General features: G+C 70.9%; 18 protein-coding genes. 7 read left to right on the top strand and 11 right to left on the bottom strand.

Features of this window, described 5'->3' with window-relative positions; genetic code table 11:
- Positions 1-3 precede the first annotated feature (3 nt).
- Entirely contained in the window at positions 4-957 is a 954-nt protein-coding gene (locus ACZ4TR_RS17645) for a hypothetical protein (protein WP_465287988.1), read from the bottom strand.
- Positions 958-1,234: 277 nt separating this feature from the next.
- Between ACZ4TR_RS17645 and ACZ4TR_RS17640 the strand changes: the two genes are divergently transcribed.
- Together ACZ4TR_RS17640 and ACZ4TR_RS17635 are read left to right on the top strand one after the other, a co-directional pair.
- Positions 1,235-3,583: a GH92 family glycosyl hydrolase gene (locus ACZ4TR_RS17640; protein WP_465287987.1), complete on the top strand. Its 2,349-nt coding sequence runs from the start codon at positions 1,235-1,237 to the stop codon at positions 3,581-3,583.
- Positions 3,584-3,632: 49 nt separating this feature from the next.
- Positions 3,633-4,208, top strand: coding sequence for a TetR/AcrR family transcriptional regulator (locus tag ACZ4TR_RS17635; RefSeq protein WP_465287986.1), 576 nt, complete (start codon positions 3,633-3,635; stop codon positions 4,206-4,208).
- On the opposite strand, the gene ACZ4TR_RS17630 is transcribed toward ACZ4TR_RS17635, so the two are convergent.
- Both ACZ4TR_RS17630 and ACZ4TR_RS17625 read right to left on the bottom strand, forming a co-directional pair.
- Positions 4,182-4,340 (bottom strand): DUF397 domain-containing protein, encoded by a 159-nt coding sequence (locus tag ACZ4TR_RS17630; RefSeq protein ID WP_465287985.1) that lies wholly within the window; start codon positions 4,338-4,340, stop codon positions 4,182-4,184. The genes ACZ4TR_RS17635 and ACZ4TR_RS17630 overlap by 27 nt on opposite strands.
- 11 nt (positions 4,341-4,351) lie before the next feature.
- Positions 4,352-5,185, bottom strand: coding sequence for a helix-turn-helix domain-containing protein (locus ACZ4TR_RS17625; protein WP_465287984.1), 834 nt, complete (start codon positions 5,183-5,185; stop codon positions 4,352-4,354).
- 69 nt (positions 5,186-5,254) lie between these two features.
- Here ACZ4TR_RS17625 and ACZ4TR_RS17620 point away from each other — a divergent pair, with 69 nt between their 5' ends.
- Genes ACZ4TR_RS17620 through ACZ4TR_RS17610 form a run of 3 tightly spaced genes read left to right on the top strand, consistent with a single transcriptional unit; the run spans position 5,255 to position 6,380 of the window.
- Entirely contained in the window at positions 5,255-5,458 is a 204-nt protein-coding gene (locus tag ACZ4TR_RS17620) for an HC3 family zinc finger protein (protein ID WP_465287983.1), read from the top strand.
- Entirely contained in the window at positions 5,428-5,868 is a 441-nt protein-coding gene (locus ACZ4TR_RS17615) for a hypothetical protein (protein ID WP_465287982.1), read from the top strand. The genes ACZ4TR_RS17620 and ACZ4TR_RS17615 overlap by 31 nt, the downstream gene beginning before the upstream one ends.
- Positions 5,869-5,894: 26 nt before the next feature.
- A complete protein-coding gene (locus tag ACZ4TR_RS17610; RefSeq protein WP_465287981.1) occupies positions 5,895-6,380 on the top strand; it encodes a DUF2127 domain-containing protein in 486 nt (161 codons plus the stop codon).
- Here ACZ4TR_RS17610 and ACZ4TR_RS17605 read toward each other — a convergent pair.
- From ACZ4TR_RS17605 to ACZ4TR_RS17595, 3 genes are all read right to left on the bottom strand, one after another.
- Positions 6,366-7,904 carry an ABC transporter substrate-binding protein gene (locus tag ACZ4TR_RS17605; protein WP_465287980.1) on the bottom strand — a complete coding sequence of 513 codons (1,539 nt, stop codon included), beginning with the start codon at positions 7,902-7,904 and terminating at the stop codon, positions 6,366-6,368. The two genes, ACZ4TR_RS17610 and ACZ4TR_RS17605, sit on opposite strands and share 15 nt — an antisense overlap.
- A 20-nt stretch (positions 7,905-7,924) precedes the next feature.
- A complete protein-coding gene (locus ACZ4TR_RS17600) occupies positions 7,925-9,919 on the bottom strand; it encodes a hypothetical protein (RefSeq protein WP_465287979.1) in 1,995 nt (664 codons plus the stop codon).
- Positions 9,920-10,035: 116 nt separating this feature from the next.
- Positions 10,036-10,746, bottom strand: coding sequence for a PP2C family protein-serine/threonine phosphatase (locus tag ACZ4TR_RS17595; RefSeq protein WP_465287978.1), 711 nt, complete (start codon positions 10,744-10,746; stop codon positions 10,036-10,038).
- A 112-nt stretch (positions 10,747-10,858) separates the two neighbouring features.
- Between ACZ4TR_RS17595 and ACZ4TR_RS17590 the strand changes: the two genes are divergently transcribed.
- Entirely contained in the window at positions 10,859-11,587 is a 729-nt protein-coding gene (locus ACZ4TR_RS17590) for an AfsR/SARP family transcriptional regulator (RefSeq protein WP_364525770.1), read from the top strand.
- Here ACZ4TR_RS17590 and ACZ4TR_RS17585 read toward each other — a convergent pair.
- The 3 genes from ACZ4TR_RS17585 to ACZ4TR_RS17575 all read right to left on the bottom strand — a co-directional run bounded on the left by ACZ4TR_RS17585 (position 11,566) and on the right by ACZ4TR_RS17575 (position 15,561).
- The gene (locus ACZ4TR_RS17585) at positions 11,566-12,330 is read right to left on the bottom strand and encodes a hypothetical protein (protein ID WP_465287977.1); all 765 of its coding nucleotides are present in this window, start codon (positions 12,328-12,330) and stop codon (positions 11,566-11,568) included. The genes ACZ4TR_RS17590 and ACZ4TR_RS17585 overlap by 22 nt on opposite strands.
- Positions 12,331-12,457: 127 nt before the next feature.
- The gene (locus tag ACZ4TR_RS17580; RefSeq protein ID WP_465287976.1) at positions 12,458-14,308 is read right to left on the bottom strand and encodes a glycosyltransferase family 39 protein; all 1,851 of its coding nucleotides are present in this window, start codon (positions 14,306-14,308) and stop codon (positions 12,458-12,460) included.
- Positions 14,308-15,561, bottom strand: coding sequence for a bifunctional glycosyltransferase family 2/GtrA family protein (locus tag ACZ4TR_RS17575; RefSeq protein ID WP_364525776.1), 1,254 nt, complete (start codon positions 15,559-15,561; stop codon positions 14,308-14,310). Before ACZ4TR_RS17575 ends, ACZ4TR_RS17580 begins: the two co-directional genes overlap by 1 nt.
- Positions 15,562-15,723: 162 nt before the next feature.
- On the opposite strand from ACZ4TR_RS17575, the gene ACZ4TR_RS17570 reads away from it, so the two are divergent.
- Positions 15,724-15,933: a hypothetical protein gene (locus tag ACZ4TR_RS17570; RefSeq protein ID WP_465287975.1), complete on the top strand. Its 210-nt coding sequence runs from the start codon at positions 15,724-15,726 to the stop codon at positions 15,931-15,933.
- A gap of 24 nt (positions 15,934-15,957) precedes the next feature.
- Here the strand turns inward: ACZ4TR_RS17570 and ACZ4TR_RS17565 are convergent, their stop codons facing one another.
- Entirely contained in the window at positions 15,958-16,575 is a 618-nt protein-coding gene (locus ACZ4TR_RS17565; RefSeq protein ID WP_465287974.1) for a hypothetical protein, read from the bottom strand.
- On the bottom strand, positions 16,572-16,844 hold the full coding sequence (locus tag ACZ4TR_RS17560) for a hypothetical protein (protein WP_364525790.1): 273 nt from the start codon (positions 16,842-16,844) through the stop codon (positions 16,572-16,574). The genes ACZ4TR_RS17565 and ACZ4TR_RS17560 overlap by 4 nt, the downstream gene beginning before the upstream one ends.
- Positions 16,845-16,850 lie beyond the last annotated feature (6 nt).

Below are 16,850 nucleotides of genomic sequence, written 5' to 3'. Positions count from 1 at the left end.
GGGTTACGGGCGGCGACTGACCGGTGGACGTGGGCGTTGCTTGGCCGCCGCGTACGCGGCACGAAGTTCGGCGATCACGTCGTCAGGGTGGGTCCGGAGCCGGATCGGCAAAGTTTGCAGGAAAGCGATCCCGGCCGCCGTGTAGCGAGCGTTCCGGTCGAGAGTGCTGGAGTAGTCCTCCCACTCGCTGTGCCACCTGCGCGAGTCGATCTCCCAGGCGAACGCGACGTCATCGCACCAGGCGTCCGGCTTGGCGACGAACTTCCCCTGCTCATCGAAAACCCGGACGTTCCACTCCGCGGGAGGCAGCCCCGCGAGTTTCCAGATTTCCCACGCGTCGGCTTCTGCGACCGACTCCGCGCCGCAGAGGATCGCCTGCAGAGCACGGCGCGGCATCGCCGACCCTCGCTGGCTGCCGAGCCGGAGTTCCCGGTCGAGTTGCTCGGCGGTGCAGCGCTTGCGCTGGACCACTTCCGCCAGGATCGCCTGCACGGTATCGAAGTCCCGGATCCGGCGCGTCGCGTCGAGTGCCGCACGATAGGCAGGTGCGACCGGGATGCCGTTTCGCGGGCTCGGAACGGGCAGCCTCGTCGTTCGTTCGACCAGGACGAAGCCGGTGCTGGTGATCTCCCGTTCGTCCGGCACGAGTATGTGCACGTCGTCGGGCTCCGGGCCGTGCCGGAGCCCGTGTCTTCGGAGCGCCCAAAGCCCGGTGAGCATGGCGGATCCGCCACCCCGGATGAGTGCCGCTCGCAGCCTTTGCTCGCTGGTGGGCTCGGTGGGATGTAACAGGATGACTCCGGGCAGAAGCCGCCGCCAAGGGCCGCCGGGCAGGCAGCGTCGATAGACGCTGCTGCGGGGCATGCCGATTTCCTCGAGTTCGGCCGTCCGCACGACGTCCGGATTGTCTTTGTGGCCGGCTACCAGTGGATGCCGTGCCCAGGTTCCCCTCGTCACTTGCCCAGCTTCATCACATCTCTGGGCAAAACGCCAGCTCACGGCGTCGCGAACGGTCCGTTGGCGCCGTTTTCCGGCAGGAATCAGCCACTCGTGGAGCTCCACCCCGAGCGCCCCAATGTGGCGTTCGGTGCGTGGGACGCACCCAATGTGGCGTTCGGTGCGTCCCACGCAACCAACGCCACTTTGGGGCGCTCGAGACCTTGGGGCTTGATTTGTCCACCGGACAACGGAAAGATCTCACCGGATAAGTGACAACGTTGTCAGGAGGAGACGGATGAGACGGTGCATCCCGAAGAGGGGGACGCGCGTCCTTGCCACCCTGCTCGCCGGAGCCACGGCCGCCGCGCTGGCCGGAGCCACCCCGGCCGATGCCCAACCCAGGTTCGCCGACGATCCCACCACCCTCGTCGACACCTCGATCGGCAACAACGGGGACGGCACCACCTTCCCGGGCGCCACCACGCCCTTCGGGATGGTGCAGCTCAGCCCGGACACCCAGCTCAAGAAGTACGCGTCCTACGACTACGCGCAGGACACCACCCTCGGCTTCAGCCACACCCACCTCTCCGGCGTCGGCTGCCAGACCATGGGCAACTTCCGGTTCATGCCCACCACCGGCGCCGTCACCAGCAGTGACCCCGCGCAGTACGGCGCGAAGTTCAGCCACGCCGACGAAACCCGGCAACCCGGGTACTACGGGGTCAAGCTCGGCAACGGCATCGAAGCCGAGCTGACCGCCACCCAGCGCACCGGCCAGCACCGCTACACGTTTCCTGGGGGAACGAGCGAGAACGTGCTCATCGAGGTCGGCGAGAGCAACGGCTACACCTACGCCGGCGACGTCCACGTCGTCGGGGACGACACCGTCGAAGGCTGGCTGCAGGGCGGCAACTTCTGCTGGGAGACGCAGAAAGAGCGCTACAAGGTCTTCTTCTCGGCCAAGTTCGACCGCAAGTTCACCAGCTTCGGCACCTGGACCGACGGCAAGCTCACCCCGAACCAGCGTGACGCGAAGCTCGGCACCCAGCGCGCCGGCGCCTGGCTCACCTTCGGCTCCGACAAGAGCCAGGTCGGCGCCTCGGTCGGCCTCTCCTACACCTCCGTCGACGGCGCCCGGCTCAACCGCACCGCCGAGCAGCCCAAGTCGTTCGACAAGGCGAAGCGACAAGCGCACGACACCTGGGAAGACGAGCTGAACCGCATGCGCGTCGCCGGCGGGACCACCGCCGACCAGCGGACCTACTACAGCGCGCTGTACCGGTCGCTGCTGCACCCGTCCGTCGGGTCCGATGTGGACGGTTCTTACCGCGGCTTCGACGACGAAGTCCACCGAAGCCGTGACACGTACTACCAGATGTTCTCCCTGTGGGACACCTACCGCTCGCAGAACCAGCTCGTCGCGCTGCTGCACCCCGACAAAGCCGCCGACATGACCAAGTCCGTCCTCAAGATCTACCAGGACGGCGGCTGGGTACCGCGCTGGGCGCTGGCCGGCGGCGAGACGAACGTGATGAGCGGCGACCCCGTCACGCCGTGGGTGGTCGACAACTACCGCCGCGGCATCCTCGACGACCGGACCGCGCGCCAGCTGTTCGACGCGCTGTGGCGCAACGCCAACGAAGTCCCGGAGGACCAGTCGATCTTCCGCGGCCGTGACGGCAATCCGACGTACGTCAAGAACGGCTGGATCGGCTACCAGGACCTGCCGGGCTACACCTACGGCGACACCCGCCAGGCCGGTTCGGCGACCCTCGAGTACGCCCTCGCCGACTGCGCGCTCTCGACCATGGCCCAAGGGCTCGGGTACCAGGACAAAGCCCAGACGCTCAGGGACCGCTGCGGCAACTTCGCCAAACTGTGGGACACCAGCGTCGAATCCCACGGCTTCACCGGCTTCCCGCGCACGAAGGCCGCGGACGGCACCGGCGTCGGCGACCCCGACCCGGCGCAGTCCACCGGCTTCCACGAGGGCACGCCGTGGCAGTACCAGTGGCTCGCCCAGCAGGACCCCGCGAAGCTGTTCGGCCTGATGGGTGGCCCGGCGCAGGCGGAGCAGCGGCTCGACACCTTCTTCGACACGCCGCTGCTGCTCACCGACCCGGCGAAGGCCGCCAAGGACTCCTGGGTCCACGGCGCGTACGACTACCACAACAACTTCGCCTTCAACCCGAACAACGAGCCCGACCTGCACGCGCCCTGGATGTACAGCTGGACCGGCGCGCCGTGGAAGACGTCGGCCGTGCTGCGCGCGGCGCGGACGCTCTTCACCGACACACCCTACGGCATGCCCGGCAACGACGACCTCGGCACCATCTCGTCGTGGCTCGTCTTCGGCATGACCGGCGTCTTCGAAGCCCAGCCCGGCTCCGGGACGTACCTGCTCAGCACGCCGATGTTCGAGAAGGTCGAGATCCACCCGGCCGGCGGCCGCAAGATCGAGATCGAGGCCCCCGGCGCGAGCGCGGCGAAGCTGCAGTACACAAAGGACGTCCAGGTCGGACACCGTGGTTACGACCGCAGCTGGATCTCCCACGCGGACCTGCTCCGCGCGGGCAAGATCCAGTTCCGCTTGAGTGACACCCCGACGAACTGGGGGACGAAGTCGCCACCGCCGGCGATGTAGTCGCGTAATGGTCTCCCCGGGAACCCGGGGAGGCCATTACCATCCCCGCATGCCGACGCCGGACGCCCGTGAGCGCATCCTCGGAACCGCCACCCGGCTGTTCGACCGGCACGGCGTGCACGCCGTCGGGCTGCAGCGGATCATCGACGAGTGCGAGTGTGGCAAGAACCTGCTCTACACGCACTTCGCGAGCAAGGACGACCTGGTGGTGGCCTACCTGAGGCGCTGCGCCGCCGGCTGGGACGTCCTCCTGGCCGGGGCGAAGGCGGCCGCGGACACCCCGGAGCGGCGGCTGGTGGAGCTGGTGCGCGCGGCCGGGACGCGGGCGACCGGCTCGCGCGGCTGCCCGTTGCGCGCCACTCTGGCGGAGTTCCCGGAGCCGGGGCACCCGGCCCACCGCGTGGCGGTGGAGTATTTGCTGCGGGCGCGGACGCAGCTGCGAGAACTGACGGCGGAGACGTCGGCGCCCGACCCGGAGCGGCTGGCGGACCGGGTGCTGCTGATCATCGACGGCCTGTACGCCCACGGCCCGATCTTCGGCGACGACGCGGTCAAGGCGGCCGTCGCCTTCGCGGAGGACGTGGTGCGGTCCGAAACCTCAGCGCAGCCGACGGAGGGCTGCTGACCAGGCCTGACGCGAGAGGGTGAGCTGACCGGCGGCCGGCGCCTTGCTGTCCCGCACGCCGACGGTGCGCTCGATCGCCACCTCGACGCAATCGCCTTCATTGCCACTGTGCGAGGACTTGCGCCACGTCATGGGGCCTCCGGCTATCGGGTCGCCTCCGCGATCAGTTCGCGGGAGGCTTCTTCGCTGAGGGCATTGCCGGACACCATCTTAGCGAGTTTGCGGTAGGCAGCGATGTGTTCGCGCTCCGAGAGGAAGACGCTTCCGCTGTAGTTTTCGAGGAAGGCGATGGGCGGCAGGTCCTCGTATTCGTAGATCAGGAAGCTGCCGAGCAGCCCGGGATGGTAGCCCTGGCCCGCGCGCAGGATCCGCAGCGAAACGTTCGGCAGCCGGGACATCGCCAGCAGGTGGTCGCACTGGTCGGACATGATGTCCTCGTCGCCGACCGGCTCGCGGAGCGCGGCCTCGTAGAGCACCGCGTTCAGCCGGATCGGGTCGGGCCGGGTGAGGATCTTCTGCCGGCCGAGCCGGACCTCGAGCCGCGCATCGGCCTGCGCCAGGGTGAGGTTCGAATTGCTCAGCAGCGCGCGGGCGTAATCCGCGGTCTGGAGCAGTCCGGGAATGATTCCGAGCGCCCAGTTGGTCGCCGAGGTGGCGGACCGCTCGCATTCGAGCAGCCCGCTCAAAGGCTCGGGAATTTCGAGCGATCCGGCGCTGACCCAGTCGGGATCGCGGGCTGTCCGCGCCAATTCCAGCAGATATTCCTGCTTTTCTCCTCGCACGTGGAAGAAGCCGAGGATGAGCGCCACGTCCGCGACGGCCGGCAACCTCAACCCCTTCTCCCACAACGACAGCACTTGCGGCGCGAAGCCGAGTATGCGCGCCAGCTGGCGCAACCCCACTCCGTGCGCTTCGCGTACTTCGCGCAGCCCGGCGGCCAACGCGCGAGCGCGCGGCGTGGAAGAAGTCGCTTTCATGAGCCGATGATACGAACTCCGTCCATCACCCTCTCAGTGTGTTGGTGTCAACCGGATCGGACAGATTGAATGGACATCATGTTGAGGTGGCAGCAGGCGGAGGGAAAGCGGCACGCGCTCGACGGCTCATTCCCGCCGCGTCCGGAGGAAACGTTCGTGAGCTTGTGCGGGGAAGAGGTGACCGTCGCGGTGTGCGACGTTCCGCAGCTCGGTGGGCATTGGTTCGATCCGACGTGCACCGGATGCCGGGCGGCGTGGCTGGCCCGGTGCTGACCGGCACCGACCGGGACCGGCGGCTGGTCGAGCGCGTCCACGACCTGCACGGCTCGCTCGGCCTCGACGCCGCCTGGCTGGCGCGCACCCTCGACGACGAGATGCCCCGGCCCGACATCGTCCGCGACCTGGGCGAACGGCTCGCCGAGCTGGGCGCGGACCTCGTCGCCCGGGCGGATGAGCTGGACGCCCGGGTCCGCGCCACCCTCCCGGACCACGGCTGGCTCCCCGAAGCGGGCGCACGGCGGCGCGCACTGGCCGTCGCCCACCAGGTCGGCCCGCACCCCCTCCGGTGCGGGCCGATCTTCCTGGCCGTCTGCGGCGCGGCGTGCTTCCCGTTCTACGGCACGGACCCGACCGGCCGGACAGCCCGGCACGAACGGTGCGAAAGGTGCCTCCAGGTGCGCTGACCTGCCGTTCGTGCTGAGCTGGGAGCATGGCTGAGGCGAAGACGAACGCGACCGAGCGGTTCTTCCGGATCGCGATCGCGATCAAGGGGCTCGACGGCGCGCTGCAGGTCGTCGGGGCGCTGATCCTCGCGTTCATCCCCGCTTCGACCGTCAGCGGGTTCACCCACGCGGTCATCACGCGTGACCTGCTGGGCGACCCCTCCGGCACCCTCGCGCGGCACCTGGAGTCGGCGACGGAGAACTTCCTCCACGGCGACACGAAGACGTTCGCGGTCGCGTACCTGCTCGCCCACGGCCTGATCAAGCTCGGCCTGGTCTGGGCGCTGGCGCGCAAGATCGTCCGGGCGTACCCGGTCGCGGCGGTGATCCTCGCCGCGTTCGTCGTCTACGAGGTCTTCCGGGCCATCCACACCCACTCGGTCGCGCTGCCGTTCTTCGCCGCGCTCGATGCCGTGATCATCGTGTTCGTGCTGCGCGAATACCGGCAGCTCAAGCGGTCACGAGGTGCATGACGGCGACGTGTCCAGCGGCCGGCCCTGCGACCACACGAGGTCGACCGGACGGGCCGAGCCGTCCGCCTCGATGCGCAGGATCGGCAGCACCTTGTCGATCTGGTTGCCGCTGTCCTGCCGGAACGCGATGAACCCGGTGGCGCCGGCCACGGCCGAGTTGCAGTCGATGTTCGCGACGAAGTTCGTCACCGACCGCGGACTGCCCGACGGGTCGTCTTCGGCCGCCTTGACCGCCGTCGCGACGGCGTCGTGCTCGATCATCGCCGCGCCGTCGGACAGGGCGTCCGCCTCGAACTCGTGCGTGCCGGTGAACGCGTTGATGAAGTCCGTGTAGTTCTGCTGGTAGGTCAGCGCGGCGTCGTTGCCGGTGAACATCTTCCACTGGTCCGGGTAGGCCAGCGCGGTGTACAGCGGCGTGACGGCGATGTCGCCGGCCAGCGGGAGCTTCGTCCCGACGAGCGTCGCGGTGTCGTCCCCCGAGATCACCGTGACCGAGCGGAGCTGCTGGCATGCGCCGTCGTTCGAGAGCGCGTAGACGAACGACCTCAGGTCGACCCCGCGCCCGGCGAAGTAGATGACGTCGGGCTGGGCGTTGCAGATGTCGGAGTGCATGCCGCGGAACAGCTTCTGGAGGTACTCGTCGCGGCTCGTGCCGGTGAGCTGTCCTTCCAGGGAGTCGTACTTCTTCGAGAACTGGATCGGCACCAGCTCCTGCTCGGTGAACGCCTTGGCCAGGGTGCCCGCGTAGGTGTCGGCTTCGTTGACGTCCGTCACGAGCATCGTGCGCCGCTTCGGGAGCTTCGCGATGTAGTTCAGCGCGGCGTGCGCCTCGTCGCTGTTGGTCGGCCCGACGCGGAAGAAGTTCTTGATCCGCTTGCCGTTCGCGTCGAAGTTCAGGTCGTCGGCGGTCACCGTCGCGCCGATCGTGACGATGCCCTGGCGGGACAGCTCGGCGATCGCGTCGCGGGTGTTCTGCAGGCTGATGCCGATACCGGTGACGGCGGCGATGTGCCGGCTTTCGGCGTTCGCGACGATCTGGCCGACCGCTTCGCGCCAGTGCTCGGCGTTGCTGCCGAAGTTCGCCAGCAGCAGCTTGACGCCGGTGGTGTCCGGAAGCGGCCACGCCGCGGCGATCGCGCCCTGGACCTCGTGCCGGATGAACTCGATCGGCGTGCTGTCGACGTCCGGGTCCGGTGTCAGGTTTTCGAGCACCACGACGGTCTTGGCGTTCTCGCCCGCCTGGGCGTTGCGGTCGGCGATCAGGGCTTCGAGATCGGCGAGCGGGTCGTCGTCGCGCAGCGGCCCGGAGTCGAGGGAGAGGCCGACGCAGACGTCGTTCTCCTCGGTCAGCCCGGCGCCGCACTGTTGCCACGGCGGGTTCCACCACAGGTAGGCGGCCACGACGAGCACCACGACGACGGTGGCGGCGGTCCAGTGCCGGTGAAGCAGGCTTCGCGGCCGGACGGGCGGCCCGGCGGGCCGGTTCCCCGGGGTGAGGCGGTCGAGCAGCGCGGTGCGGGGCATCGGCGTTCCGTTCCGTCGCATCAGGGCCAGAGGCCGCGGGAAGCGAGCTTGGCGGTGTCGTCGAGCGCTTTGGTGTCCGAGCGCTGCGACTTCGAGGACAAGGCGGTCAGCGCGGTGGCGATGTCGTGGTTCTGGTCCGGGCCGCGTACCGCGAACGGGTTCGCGCTCAGCCAGCTCGCGGCGAGCAGGCGGGCGAGGTTGTTGCGGATTTCGGTGCGGCCGTCCGGTTTCCGCTCGACATCGGCGTCGACGAGCTTGCCGTAGAGGCGCTCGTAGTCCTCGTCGAGCGGTTGGGCGTCCGGCGCGTGCACGACGACGGTGAGCCGGTCGACCCACTCGCGGTGCGGGAGCTCCGGGAAGTCCCGTTCGAACAGGTCCACGACGGCCGGGAAGTCGCCGAGGGCGAGCAGGCAGTACGCGAGCCGGACGTCGTCGGCGCCCGGGGCGCCGCGCAGCGCGGAGAACTGGGCCGCGTAGGACGGGCCCGCGCCGCCGTTGCGCCGCGCCAGCGCCGAGATCAGGTTGCCGGCGAGCCACGGGTGCAGGGTGACGTGGTCGGGGGTGCCGCCACCGTGGCCCGGCGCGTTCACCCACAGCGACGCGCGGAGCTCGGTGAGGATCGGGCCGACGTGCGGCTGGCCGACCAGGCCGTGTTCGGGCAGCGGGACCAGCCACGGCGCGGTGGCGAACGGCGCCGCCGTGACCAGCGCGTCCGTGTCCACGGTGGACAAGCGGAGATCGGTCAGCCAGCTGCGCCACGGGTCGGGGCCGGAGGTGCCGAGCACGTCGCGGGCGCCGGCGCGGACCGGGGTGTCGCGCAGTGTCTCCGCCAGCTGTTTCACCGCCTTCGGCAGGCCGCCACCGGCCCGGTGGACGAACGCGGCCGTCGCGCGGGGGACGTCTTCACCCAGGATGTCCGCGACTTCGTGGACGTCCAGGGGTTCGAGCAGCACGGGGTAGTAGCCCGACGGCCGGGCGGTCTCCGGATGGTCGGCCCAGTCGTCGTAGGAGGCGTCGCGGCAGCTCGGCACGACCCGGGCCGCCGTCCCGTCCGGCTGCCACGGCGGCCGCCAGGCGCGGGCGAGCTCCCGCTCCCACTCGCCGTCCCACCTGCCGCTGGTGGCCACGACCAGCAGCGGATCGCCGGTGCCGCGGTCGCCGTGCTTGCGGCGGTAGGCCTCGCGCGCCGCGGTCAAGGCCTTGAGGAACGCGAGCCCGCCGGGGTGGTCGACGTTGTCGAGCAGCACGACCCAGTTGTGCACGTGGGACTGCTTGCCGGGGTTGTCGCAGTCGCACGGGCTGCGCCGCTCCGGGGCGGACATCCGGCGGTGGTTCTCCCGGACGTCGGCGAGGAACGCCTCGGTGAGCCACGCGGTGACGCCGTCGGGATCGGGTTCGTGCCCGCGCGCCAGCCAGTTGAGGTCGACCAGCGCGTCGAGGGCGTCACCGGTCTTGAACCGGTCGAAGTCGGTCAGCGAACGCAGGATGTGGCGCAGCCGCGGGCGGACGGTCTGGATCAGCGCCGGGACCTCGGCGGCGAACGCGTCACCGAACGGCGTCGGCACGGCGGTGGCCGCGGTTTTCACGAGCACCCGCACCAGGGGGTCGAGCCGGCCCGGCCGGCGGCTGCGCTTGAACTCCACGAGCAGCCGGCGCAGCGTTTCCTTGTCCCGCACGCGGTCGGTGGTGGTGAGTTCCGCGCCGACGGCGATCAGCGCGACGGTGAAGCGCAGGAACCGCGGCTGCGCGCGGTGGCGCCACTTGCGGGAAAGGTTGTAGGCGAGCCGGATCAGGACGTCGACGGGAGCGGGGTCGTCCTCGGCGAAGTCGAACCGCGCGTGCACGACGCCCCAGCCGAGGTGGTCGGCGATCTCCGACAGCGCGTGCGACTTGCCGGAGCCGACCGGGCCCAGCAGGAGCACCACCGGCTGGGGGCGCGGCGGCTTGCCGGTGACGCCGTTCCAGAGCAGGCGGCGGGTCAGCAGGACGGAACCGGAATGATCCGTTTCGATCATCGGTGTGTACTCCCCCAGGTAAACCACGACCACGACCGGTCACCAGGATAAACACTCCGTGACGAATCGGCTACGAGTCTTCCCCGTTCGGCCTAGTCCGGTCGCTGCCCTTCGGCCTACGCGGCGACGGGAAATCGCACCGTCGTGCTGTCGGCCTCCAGGGGTTCGACGTAGACGGCGGTCGCGTTGTCCGAGCCGCCGCGGGCGAGCGCCGCCTCGACGAGCTCGGCCGCGCCCGTGCCCGGCCGGGCCAGGACCGCGCGGATCCCGCTGCCGGTCAACGGCTTGTGGACGCCGTCGCTGGTCAGCAACAGCCCCGCGCTCGACGTCTCCGCCGTGCCGATCTCCTCCGGGCCGGCCGTGCGGACGCTGGTGGTGACCACGTGCTCCATCCGCGGGGTCACCGGCTGGTGGCGGGCGCGGAAGTACTCGGCGAGCGTGTGGTCGGTGGTCAGGCGGCCGAGCGTGGTGCCGTCCCAGTCGTACGCGCGGGCGTCGCCGACCCAGGCGACGCGGTACCCGCCGTGCTCGGCCGGCATGGCGACGACGAGGACGGCGTCCCCGGCCGTCTGCTCGCGAACCGCGCGCTGCGCGGCGAGCACGGCCTCGACCGGTCCTTTGTGGACCGGCGTGCGGGCGGCGGCCGCGGACGCGATGCGGGCGGCCCGCGCGGCGGCCGGGTCATCTCCGACGCCGTCCGCGAGGGCGAACACGATGCCGGGGCCACCGGCCGCGGCGTACGCGCCGACGGCGTCGGCGTTGAGCGAGCGCGGCCCCTGGGCGCTCGCGGTGTGCCAGCGCGGGTAACCCGGTCGTGTCGTGATCATCGCGGCCTCCTCGACTCCTCTGACCTCCATGATCCGCGCTCAACCTGTGGGCCGTCTGAGACTTTCCTGTGCCGGCGGTGTCGGTCCGGGTACCTTGGGAACGGGGTGGGGCATGGAGTTCCGGATTCTCGGTCCGTTGGCGGTGATCCGCGCGGACGGTCACTCGGCGGTGCTCGGCGGGCGGAAGCCGCGCACGCTGCTGGCGGCGCTGCTGCTGGCCCGCGGGCGGGTGGTTCCCGATGAGCGGCTCATTTCGCTGCTGTGGGAAGGCATCCGGCCGTCGACGGTCGACGCGCAGCTGTGCACGTACGTTTCCCGGCTGCGCAAGGGACTCGGGCGGCCCGCGCGGCTCGTCCGGTCGGGGGGAGGGTACCTGCTGGCGCCCGACGGCGGCACGGTCGACGCGGAGGAGTTCGAGCGATTGGCCGCTTCCGGCCACGACGAGCTGCGGGCGGGGTCGGCCGGGCGGGCGGCCGCGTTGTTCGGTGCCGCGTTGGACCTGTGGCGCGGTCCGGTGCTCGCGGGCATCGCCGAACCGCTCCGCGCGGGAGAGTCGGCGCGGTTCGAGGAGCTCCGGCTGGCCGTCCTGGAGAGCCGGATCGAAGCGGAGGTGGCGGCCGGCGACCACCTGCGGGCGGTGCCGGACGCCACCGGCCTCGTGCTCGAACACCCACTGCGGGAACGCGCACGGGCGCTGCTCATGGCCGCGCTCTGCGCGAGCGGGCGGCCGGCGGACGCGGTGGCGGTGTACCACCGGGGCCGGCGGATCCTCGACGAACGGCTCGGGATCGCGCCGGGCCCGGTGCTGCGGGCGGCGTATCAGCGGGTGCTGTCCGGGTAGGGCGACGAACGGAAGTCACGGTCGAGCTCGGCCGTCGAGCGCGGCAGCCAGTACCGGGCCTGCGCGCGGACCTGCTCGCGCGGCAGGCCCGGGTTGACGTGCCGGTGGTCGGGCCGCGCGATCGACTGCAGCGCCCAGGCGAGGCCGAGCATCGGGGTGATCCGTGCCCAGCGCCGGCGGTCGATGTCCAGCACCATCTGCGCGCGCTGAATGGCGTGCCAGAAGTGGTAACCCGACGGCGGATCGCCGTCCATGGTGTGCACTTCGGACTCGACGTCGGCCCGCCGCGGGTCGAACAGGATCCCTTGCCCGAAGGCCGCGAAGGCTCTCGTGAGGCCCTCTTCGTCGCCGCCGTAGAAGCGGTCGAAGTTGCCGAGCTGCAAGGCCGACAGTGTTCTCAGCGGCTGCTCGATCGGCCTGACGAACTCGGCGTAGTTGTGCGGGTAGCCCGGTTCGAGGCTGAGCTCCCGCCACTTCGCGGGCAGGCCTTCCGGGGCGTTCTGCTGGATGAAGGGGAAGAGCACCGCGTAGGCGTCCAGGACCTCCTGGGCGGGGTGGTACAGCGCGATTTCGTCGAGCTGGTACCAGAGTTCGTTGGCTTTCCGGTCACCCAGCATGCCCGGCACGGGCGGCAAGGCGGTCGTCGTCCCGGCTTCGGCCGTGCCGGTCACGAGCCCGGTGCTCGCGACCGCGACGGCCACTCCCGCACCGAGTTTGAGCAGGTTCCTGCGATCGAGCGTCATGGATCCACCCCCGTCGGCGGCCCCCTGCCGCCATCGCCGCCACGGTACGGAAGGTTTCCATACTTTCTCTGTACGATCCGCTGAACCGGAAGGCCCGGGCTCTCCTGAGAAGCCCGGGCCTTCCGGTTCAGCTCTGCAGGTCGTAGACCGTCTGGCCGTCGACCGTGGTGGCGGTGTAGTTCGCCGTCACCCACGCGGTGATCTCCGAAGAGCCGCCGCCCGGGCCGCCGCCGCGGCCGCCGTCGAGGTAGTACTTGATCTCGCCCGCCGCGACGTACGCCTTGAACTCGTCCAGCGTCGGGGCCGGGTCGGAGCCGCTCCAGCCGCCGATGCCGATCACCGCCTTGCCGCCGGCCAGTTCCAAGGACGCCGCGTTCTGCGAGCCCGTCGTCGCCGCGGCCCACTTCGTCGTCGTCTTCGCCAGCAGCTCGCCGACCGCGCTCGAGGTCGACTGGTCGCCGCCCGGACCGCCGCCCATGCCGCCGCCCATCGCGCTCGACGTCGGTCCCGAGGTCGGGATCGAGCCGCTGTGCGCGACCGACGCCGTCTCGACGCCGTAAGCGGCGGTGGAGACACCCAGGGTCAGGACCACGGCCGCGGCCACGATCGTGGCCGCCTTGCGGACGGTGGGCACGCCCATCACCAGCACGGTTCCGGCGAGGACGCCGAGCACCGCCACGGTCCAGCGCAGCGCCGGGAACCAGTCCGGCGTCCGGTCGAGCAGGATGAACGACCACACCGCCGTCGCCACGACCATCCCGGCCAGCGTCACGCGCGGCCCGAGGTTGGCCCGGCCCTGCCACAGCGCGCGGCCCGAGACCGCGACCAGCGCGGCGATCGCCGGGGCGAGCGCGACCGAGTAGTACGGGTGCACGATGCCGCTCATGTAGCTGAACACCACCGCCGTCACGATCAGCCAGCCGCCCCACAGGACCAGCGCCAGGCGCGTCCGGTCGGTCCGCGGCGCGCGGCGGGTGAACCACAGCCCGGCGACCAGGCCGATCAGCGCGGCGGGCAGCAGCCACGAGATCTCCGTGCCGAAGCTCGACCCGAACATCCGGAAGAGACCCGCGGCGCCACCGAAGCCGGTGTTCCCGCCGCCCATGCCGCCGCCGGGGCCGCCACCTTCGCCGCCGCCGAAGATCCGCGACAACCCGTTGTAGCCCAAGGCGAGTTCGAGCAGACTGTCCCCTTCGGACCCGCCGATGTACGGCCGTGACGCCGTCGGCCAGAGGTCGACCAGTGCGATGTACCAGCCCGCCGAGACGACCAGCGCCACCACCGCGCCGCCGAGGTGCAGCAGCCGCTTGCCCGGCGACGTCGGCGCCGCGATCAGGTACACCAGCCCGAACGCCGGCAGCACCAGGAACGCCTGCATCATCTTCGTCAGGAAGCCGAACCCGATCGCGGCGCCGGCCAGCGCGAGCCAGCCGGGGCTCGCCTTTTCCGTGGCGCGCACGACGAAGTAGGCGCCCGCGACCATGAGCAGCACGAGCAGCGCGTCCGGGTTGTTGAACCGGAACATCAGCGCCGCGACCGGCGTGACCGCCAGCACCGCGCCGGCCAGGAGCCCGGCGATCGGGCCCGAAGTCCGTTTCACCGTCAGGTAAAGGATGCCGACGGACGCCACGCCCATCAGCGCCTGCGGGGCCAGCACGGTGAAGCTGGAGAACCCGAAGATCCGCGCGAAGAGCGTGCCGGCCCACAACGCCGCGGGCGGCTTGTCGACCGTCAGCACGTTGCCCGAGTCGAGCGACCCGAACAGCCACGCCTTCCAATCCTGCGTCCCGGACTGCACGGCGGCGGCGTAGAACGAGTTGCCGTAGCCGGACGCGGTGAGGTTCCAGAAGTACAGCACGGCGGTCGCGGCCAGCAGCCCGAACACCGACGGGCGGACCCAGCGCGGTGGCGCGTGTGCCACGGATCCCTTGCGGTGACGCGGTTCCTGCGTCACGGCGCCGGACAGGACGGCGGTCATCAGTACTCCTTCTGGGTAGCCTGGCGGCGTGGGTTGAACACCCAGCCGCGCAGGAGCAGGAACCGGAGCACCGTCGCGGCGAGGTTCGCCAGCACGAGCACGGTGATCTCCAGGACCAGGCCGGGGGTGGTGGATCCGTTGAGCAGGGCGAGCGATCCGCTCGTCAGCGCGAGCCCGAGGCCGAACACGATCAGCCCTTCGAACTGGTGGCGCCCGGCGCCGGTGCGCCCGCGGATGCCGAAGGTGAGCCGCCGGTTCAGCGCGGTGTTCCCGATCGCCGTCACCAGGAGGGCGGCGAAGTTCGCCGGCTGCGCGCCGACCGCCGTCCGCAGCAGCAGGAACAGCACGAGGTAGGCGAGGGTGCTGCTGACGCCGATGGCGGCGAACCGCACGAGCTGCGTCACCAGCCGCGGCGGCACACCGGGCGCTTCGACGCCGATCGGCTGCCGGCCGAGCTGCTCGCGCAGGCGGCTGATCGGGATCTCGCCGGTGAAGGTGGCCTTCGTGACGCGCGCGATGCCCTTGAGGTCCGCGGTGGCGGTCTTGACGATGTTGACCGACGAGTTCGGGTCGTCGACCCAGTCGACGGGTACCTCGTGGATCCGCAGCCCGGCACGTTGCGCGAGCACGAGCAGTTCGGTGTCGAAGAACCATCCGGTGTCCTCGACGTGCGGCAGCAGCTCACGCGCGACGTCGGCGCGGATGGCCTTGAAGCCGCACTGCGCGTCGCTGAACTTCGCGGCGAGCGTCGAGCGCAGGATCAGGTTGTAGGCGCGGGAGATGAACTCGCGCTTCGGCCCCCGCACGACTCGCGCCCCCCGGGCGAGCCTGCTGCCGATGGCGAGATCGGAGTGCCCGGAGAGAAGCGGAGCGACGAGCGGCCCGAGCGCGGCGAGATCGGTGGAGAGGTCGACGTCCATGTAGGCGAGGACGGCGGCGTCGGAGGCCCGCCAGACGGCGTTGAGCGCGCGGCCGCGGCCCTTCTCGTCGAGGTGGTGGACGGCCACCTCGGGGAACTCGCGGGCGAGTCTTTCGGCCACCCGCAGGGTCGCATCGGTGCTCGCGTTGTCGGCGATCGTGATCCGGTAGGCGTAGGAGACGTGTTCGGCCAGGTGCGCGTGCAGCCGGCGGATGCACGGTTCGAGGTCGGCCTCTTCGTTGTAGACCGGGATGACGACGTCGAGGACGGGCTGCGGGCCGGCCAGATCGACCGGGACGGTCCCGGGCCGCGACGCGGAGGCGGTGGCTGTCATGCCTCATACGGTCGCGGGTCCCGCTTTGGTGACGGTGTGATCGCCCTGTGCGGTTGCTGTGCGCCCGCAGCGGCACGACCTCACCGGGCGACACGGCACGACCGGGCTCACGCCGGGCCGCCCTGGTGCAGATGGTCAGCGTGATCAGCGCCGCGGGCGGCGATGGACGTCTCCGACGGCCTGTTCGCCACGGTCCGCACGCTGTGCGAAGCGAACAGTCTCGGCGCGGTGGTCACCGGGGAGTTCGCGCTCGACGGGCCCGTGGCCGAAGTGGTCGCGCAGTGCGGAAGGTGCCCTTCCTTGCAGGTGATGCGAGGAAGGTGCCCTTCCGCTCGCGTAACCACTCGTCCGGTGATCAGCCGCGCCGTGTGACGAACAACTTGCGACGCGCGGGACTCAGCTGTGCGCCCGCAGCGGCACCACGTTGCTGGGCAGGACCGCCCGCTCCCGCGGGGCCTCGGTCGGGCTGATCGTCAGCGTCACGAGGCTCGCGTACCTCGGGTGGCGGTCGACGTACACCTCCGGGACCGCGCACGCCGCCGCGAGGACCGCGCGGTTGCGGTGCAGGTGCTCGAACGCCTCGCGGCCGAACAGCGACACCACGACGTCGCCGCCGCGGGGGCGGGACCACAGGATCGCCGGGAGGCGGCCGCCGGGCAGGCGCAGCAGGGGGAACGCCGCGCGCAGGCGGTGCTGCAGCCGGACCGCCTGGATCCGGGTCCGCACCTGGCGGCGCCGCAGCAGGGCCCACCCCAGCGCCGCGACGAGAGCCGCCGACGTCCACAGCGGGCCGGCCCACAGGGCGAACGTCACCACGAGGTAGGGGAGCAGCGTCACCGCCAGGATCTCCCACCGCCAGTGGTAGAGCCGTGCCGGGAACGACGCTTGCCTGCTGGTCATTTCCGTGTTCCTTCCGGTCAGCCGGCGGCGCAGAAGGCCGCCGAGGTGGAGCGAGAGACGCCCGGCGGCGATGCCGAGCACGAGGGCCGCGACGACCGCCAGCCCGGGGGTCATGTCGGGATCCGGGTCTTCGGGGCGGGCTCGGGCCGGAGGTCGCGGTCCCGGCCGAGTTGCCAGGTCCAGCGCCACCCCGCCCAGATCGCGACGACCGAGCCCAGCAGGACCAGCACGAAGGCCTGGCCGACGAGACCGTCGAGGGGCGCGAGCCGAAGCAGCACCAGCAGCGCCCAGACCTGCGTGGCGGTGAACGGAATGACCAGCCCGGCCGCGTAGACGCCCCGGCGCCAGCGGCTCTGGCGCGGTGCGGTGGTGTAGGGGTCCATGAATGC

The sequence above is a fragment of the Amycolatopsis sp. NPDC028719 genome (assembly GCF_055565395.1).
Note: the sequence above shows the minus strand (reverse complement) of the source record. Positions and strands in the feature narration are given on the sequence as shown.

Bases quoted from the DNA above. Each gene is read 5' to 3' on its own strand.
- ACZ4TR_RS17630 (WP_465287985.1), bottom strand. From the start codon at position 4,340: ATGACGTGGCGCAAGTCCTCGCACAGTGGCAATGAAGGCGATTGCGTC.
- ACZ4TR_RS17620 (WP_465287983.1), top strand. From the start codon at position 5,255: ATGGACATCATGTTGAGGTGGCAGCAGGCGGAGGGAAAGCGGCACGCG.
- ACZ4TR_RS17570 (WP_465287975.1), top strand. From the start codon at position 15,724: ATGGACGTCTCCGACGGCCTGTTCGCCACGGTCCGCACGCTGTGCGAA.
- ACZ4TR_RS17600 (WP_465287979.1), bottom strand. From the start codon at position 9,919: ATGATCGAAACGGATCATTCCGGTTCCGTCCTGCTGACCCGCCGCCTG.
- ACZ4TR_RS17610 (WP_465287981.1), top strand. From the start codon at position 5,895: ATGGCTGAGGCGAAGACGAACGCGACCGAGCGGTTCTTCCGGATCGCG.
- ACZ4TR_RS17565 (WP_465287974.1), bottom strand. From the start codon at position 16,575: ATGACCCCCGGGCTGGCGGTCGTCGCGGCCCTCGTGCTCGGCATCGCC.
- ACZ4TR_RS17640 (WP_465287987.1), top strand. From the start codon at position 1,235: ATGAGACGGTGCATCCCGAAGAGGGGGACGCGCGTCCTTGCCACCCTG.
- ACZ4TR_RS17585 (WP_465287977.1), bottom strand. From the start codon at position 12,330: ATGACGCTCGATCGCAGGAACCTGCTCAAACTCGGTGCGGGAGTGGCC.
- ACZ4TR_RS17615 (WP_465287982.1), top strand. From the start codon at position 5,428: ATGCCGGGCGGCGTGGCTGGCCCGGTGCTGACCGGCACCGACCGGGAC.
- ACZ4TR_RS17590 (WP_364525770.1), top strand. From the start codon at position 10,859: ATGGAGTTCCGGATTCTCGGTCCGTTGGCGGTGATCCGCGCGGACGGT.
- ACZ4TR_RS17580 (WP_465287976.1), bottom strand. From the start codon at position 14,308: ATGACCGCCGTCCTGTCCGGCGCCGTGACGCAGGAACCGCGTCACCGC.
- ACZ4TR_RS17595 (WP_465287978.1), bottom strand. From the start codon at position 10,746: ATGATCACGACACGACCGGGTTACCCGCGCTGGCACACCGCGAGCGCC.
- ACZ4TR_RS17625 (WP_465287984.1), bottom strand. From the start codon at position 5,185: ATGAAAGCGACTTCTTCCACGCCGCGCGCTCGCGCGTTGGCCGCCGGG.
- ACZ4TR_RS17605 (WP_465287980.1), bottom strand. From the start codon at position 7,904: ATGCCCCGCACCGCGCTGCTCGACCGCCTCACCCCGGGGAACCGGCCC.
- ACZ4TR_RS17560 (WP_364525790.1), bottom strand. From the start codon at position 16,844: ATGGACCCCTACACCACCGCACCGCGCCAGAGCCGCTGGCGCCGGGGC.
- ACZ4TR_RS17575 (WP_364525776.1), bottom strand. From the start codon at position 15,561: ATGACAGCCACCGCCTCCGCGTCGCGGCCCGGGACCGTCCCGGTCGAT.
- ACZ4TR_RS17635 (WP_465287986.1), top strand. From the start codon at position 3,633: ATGCCGACGCCGGACGCCCGTGAGCGCATCCTCGGAACCGCCACCCGG.